This is a genomic window from Azonexus sp. (assembly GCF_036170495.1).
Lineage (GTDB): Bacteria > Pseudomonadota > Gammaproteobacteria > Burkholderiales > Rhodocyclaceae > Azonexus.
On sequence record NZ_JAVHPH010000300.1, the window covers coordinates 9735 to 13556 of the forward strand.

Here is a 3822-nt window from a genome sequence, read left to right on the forward strand (position 1 = left end):
GATGCCCAGCAAACCCAGCTCGACGTCATCGCCAATAATCTGGCCAACGTCGGAACGAACGGCTACAAGCGTTCCCGGGCTGTTTTCGAAGATTTGCTCTATCAGAACCTGCGTCAGCCTGGCGCGCAATCGTCACAGCAGTCGCAGATTCCGACCGGACTGCAATTGGGGGCGGGGGCCCGACCGGTAGCCACGGCGCGCCTCTATACCCAAGGCAATCTCCAGAAAACCGATAACACCCTCGATGTGGCCATTCAGGGCGACGGCTTTTTCCAGATACTGTTGCCGGATGGAACGACTGGTTATACGCGGGACGGTTCGTTTCAGAAAGACAATCAGGGCCAGATCGTGACGGCCGACGGTTACCCGTTGCAGCCCAACATCACGATTCCGGCGAATGCCCTTTCAGTCTCGATCGGCACTGATGGTACGGTGACGATCACGCAGGCCGGAACGGCGGCTGCGACGCAGATCGGCTCGATTCAGTTGGCCTCTTTCGTCAACAATGGCGGCTTGCAGGCGATCGGTCAGAACCTCTTCCTGGAGACCGCGGCTAGCGGAACACCAACGCCCAATACGCCGGGAACCAATGGCGCCGGGGTAACCAATCAGGGTTACGTAGAAACCTCAAACGTCAACGTTGCCGAAGAACTGGTCACGATGATTCAGACCCAGCGCGCCTACGAACTGAATTCAAAGGTGGTCTCGGTCTCGGATGCGATGCTGGGGCGCCTGACCCAGTTATGAGGTGAAATTATGAAACGTCTGTCATTGCTGGCTGTAGTCTTGACAAGTGCGTGCGCGACGACGCCGCCGACCAATGTGCACCAGCCGATGTCGGCTCGCCCGGCGCCGCGCATGGAGTCCCCGGCGACAAACGGGGCGATCTACCAGGCTGCCTATAGCCGTCCGCTGTTTGAAGACCGCCGGGCTCGCTTTGTCGGCGACACGATCACCATCAAGATTTCCGAAAGCACGACAGCGTCGGCAGCCAATGCCAACAAGCTGGACAAGTCGAATTCGCAAAAGGCCTCGGTCAGTGCGCTTTCCGGCTTGCCTGGCAAGGGGCTGCTCGGCATGAATCTGGGGGCGACCAGTTCCACCGCGTTCAGCGGCAAGGGCGCTGCGGCAAACAACAACGTGTTCACCGGCAGCATTACGGTGACGGTTATCGACGTCATGCCAAACGGCAACCTGCTGGTTTCAGGCGAGAAACAATTGGCCATCGGCGAAGAACAGGAGTTCGTCCGCATATCCGGCGTGGTCAACCCCAGTTTCGTCGATTTCTCCAATACGATCGAATCTTCCAAAGTCGCTGATGCTCGCATTGAGTACAAATCGGCCGGCCAAATCAGCGATGGTCAGATCATGGGCTGGATGGCACGATTCTTCCTTAATGTCCTGCCATTCTAGGAAACATTCAGGCGGAGACAGAACATGAAGACAGTTTGCGGCAATTGGTACCGGCAGGCGGCAATTGTGGCCGCTTGCCTTCTGCCGCTTTGCGGCCAACCGGCCTTCGCCGAGCGCATTAAGGATCTGGCCTCGATGCAAGGGGTGCGCAATAACCAGTTGATCGGCTATGGCATCGTCGTCGGGCTGGATAATAGCGGCGACCAGACAACTCAAACACCGTTTACGACCCAGGCCATGGGCAACATGCTGTCCCAACTCGGCGTCAATCTGACGACCGAGCAGGCCACCAAACTCCAGTTAAAAAATGTCGCTGCGGTCATGGTGACCGCCGTAATGCCACCGTTCTCGAAGCCGGGTCAGGCCATCGACATCACCGTCTCATCGATCGGCAATGCGAAGAGCCTGCGTGGTGGCACCCTGCTGATGACCCAGTTGAAAGGTGGCGACGGACAGGTCTATGCCGTCGCTCAGGGCAACGTTCTGGTGGGTGGCGTCGGCGCCTCGTCCGGCGGTTCAAAGATCGCGGTCAACCACCTTTCGGCGGGACGTGTGCCGTCTGGGGCGACGATCGAACGAGATGTTCCGACGTCCGTAGGTCAGGGCGGGTTTGTCTACTATGAGCTGGTCAGCACTGATTTTGGCACCGTGCAAAATATGGTGGAGGCGATCAACCGGGCGATTGCCCCGGGGACGGCGCGTGCTGTCGATGGTCGGCGAATCGCCGTGCGCGCGCCGGACGATACCGATGCCCGCGTTGCCTTTCTGGGGCGCCTGGAAAATCTGGATGTTAAGCCGGCGGTGGGGAGTGCGTTGGTGGTTATCAATCCACGGACCGGCTCGGTGGTCATGAATCAGAAAGTGACCCTTGATCCCTGTGCGGTAGCGCATGGCAGCCTCTCGGTGATCGTCGATGCCGGTAATCAGGCGACGGGGCAGCCGGCGGATATTCAGGTCAAACAGGCGAATGGCAGTCTGATGAACCTCAAAGCCGGGGCCAATCTGGCAGAAGTGGTCAGAGCGCTCAATGCGCTGGGCGCAAATCCGCTCGACCTTTTGGCTATCCTTCAGGCCATGAAGGCGGCGGGCGCCCTGCGCGCTGAACTCGAAGTCATCTGAGCGGCGTATTGTGCGATGAAAATTCAGGAGACGCCTAACCGCGCAGCCTTCGATGTCCAGGGCTCGCAGGACATCCGCAGCCAGTTTCAGAAAGACCCGAAACAAGGACTGAAGGCTGCGGCGCAGCAATTCGAGGCCCTTTTTCTGCAGATGGTCATGAAGAGCATGCGCGACGCAACGCCGCAGGATGGGCTGCTCAACAGCGATCAGTCGCGTTTCTATACCGGCATGCTCGACCAGCAGATGGCGCAGAATATGGCTTCGAGCCGTGGTGGCGTCGGGTTTGCGCGGTTGATCGAACAGCAGTTGGGGCAGCATCTGGAAACGCCCAAAGGGCAGGATGCGTTGCTGGCACCGGCAACTGCTGCCGCCAAGGATTTGCCGCTTGCCGTTTCCGATGTTAGTCATCTGCAGCACAGACCCGTGCTGAGTGGTCTGCCCACCTCGGCCTCGTATGGCGCCAATGCTTCGGTGATACCCACTGTTAGCCAGGAGGCGCCAGCTTCGTCGCGCGAGTTCGTCAATCGCGTCTGGCCGCATGCGGTTGAAGCCTCACGGTCAACCGGAATTCCACCCGTTTTTTTAATTGGTCACTCCGCGCTTGAAAGCGGCTGGGGGCGGGGTGAAATTCGCAAAGCGGACGGGACGAACAGTTTCAATCTGTTCGGCATCAAGGCCGGAAAAAGCTGGGCGGGCGATAGCGTCGAGGCGGCTACCACCGAGTATGTCGATGGCCAGCCCACCAAGGTAATTGAACGTTTCCGCGCCTACGCATCGTATGAAGAATGCTTTCGCGACTATGCCAATTTGCTGCGCAACAGCCCGCGCTATACCGGTGTGATTGGGTCTCAGGATGGCACAGAGTTTGCTCGACGTTTACAGCAAGCAGGGTATGCCACTGATCCAATGTACGCCGACAAACTTTCGCGCATTATCAGTGGCCCAACCCTGCGACAAGCCCTTATCGGTTGATCCGCCCTCAATATTCTGGGATCGGGGCCGTTAACCAGGCAGTAGAGTAAAGGAATTGCTATGAGCAGCGGAATGCTATCAATCGGGATCACCGGGATCCACGCGGCACAGTTGGGGCTTGAGGCGACTCAGCACAACATCGCCAACGCCAATACGCCCGGCTACAACCGTCAATATATTCTCCAGTCGGCCGGCATTCCACGGGTTACAGGTTCTGGCTACTTCGGCAGTGGAACGACGGTAGATACCGTGCGTCGCGCCTACGATAAATATTTGACCGCCCAGACCTTCGCGGCCCAGGCCACCGCGTCAGAATCG

The 3822-nt window shown here is 58.5% G+C and carries 5 protein-coding genes; all 5 read left to right on the forward strand.

Translation table 11 applies throughout. The annotated features are described in order from the left end of the window. Positions 1-747 (forward strand): flagellar basal-body rod protein FlgG (gene flgG, locus ADADOO_RS11015; RefSeq protein ID WP_511277523.1); only part of this gene is annotated, 747 nt, incomplete at its 5' end. Between the two features lie 9 nt (positions 748-756). Then, positions 757-1413: a flagellar basal body L-ring protein FlgH gene (locus tag ADADOO_RS11020; protein ID WP_511277525.1), complete on the forward strand. Its 657-nt coding sequence runs from the start codon at positions 757-759 to the stop codon at positions 1411-1413. Between the two features lie 24 nt (positions 1414-1437). Beyond that, on the forward strand, positions 1438-2532 hold the full coding sequence (locus ADADOO_RS11025) for a flagellar basal body P-ring protein FlgI (protein WP_511277527.1): 1095 nt from the start codon (positions 1438-1440) through the stop codon (positions 2530-2532). A gap of 15 nt (positions 2533-2547) precedes the next feature. Continuing rightward, complete coding sequence (gene flgJ, locus ADADOO_RS11030) at positions 2548-3504, forward strand: flagellar assembly peptidoglycan hydrolase FlgJ (RefSeq protein ID WP_511277529.1); 957 nt, start codon at positions 2548-2550, stop codon at positions 3502-3504. A gap of 60 nt (positions 3505-3564) precedes the next feature. Continuing rightward, the coding region (locus tag ADADOO_RS11035; RefSeq protein WP_511277531.1) for a flagellar basal body protein at positions 3565-3822 on the forward strand (258 nt) is incomplete at its 3' end.

Bases quoted from the DNA above. Each gene is read 5' to 3' on its own strand.
- ADADOO_RS11020 (WP_511277525.1), top strand. From the start codon at position 757: ATGAAACGTCTGTCATTGCTGGCTGTAGTCTTGACAAGTGCGTGCGCG.
- ADADOO_RS11025 (WP_511277527.1), top strand. From the start codon at position 1,438: ATGAAGACAGTTTGCGGCAATTGGTACCGGCAGGCGGCAATTGTGGCC.
- flgJ (WP_511277529.1), top strand. From the start codon at position 2,548: ATGAAAATTCAGGAGACGCCTAACCGCGCAGCCTTCGATGTCCAGGGC.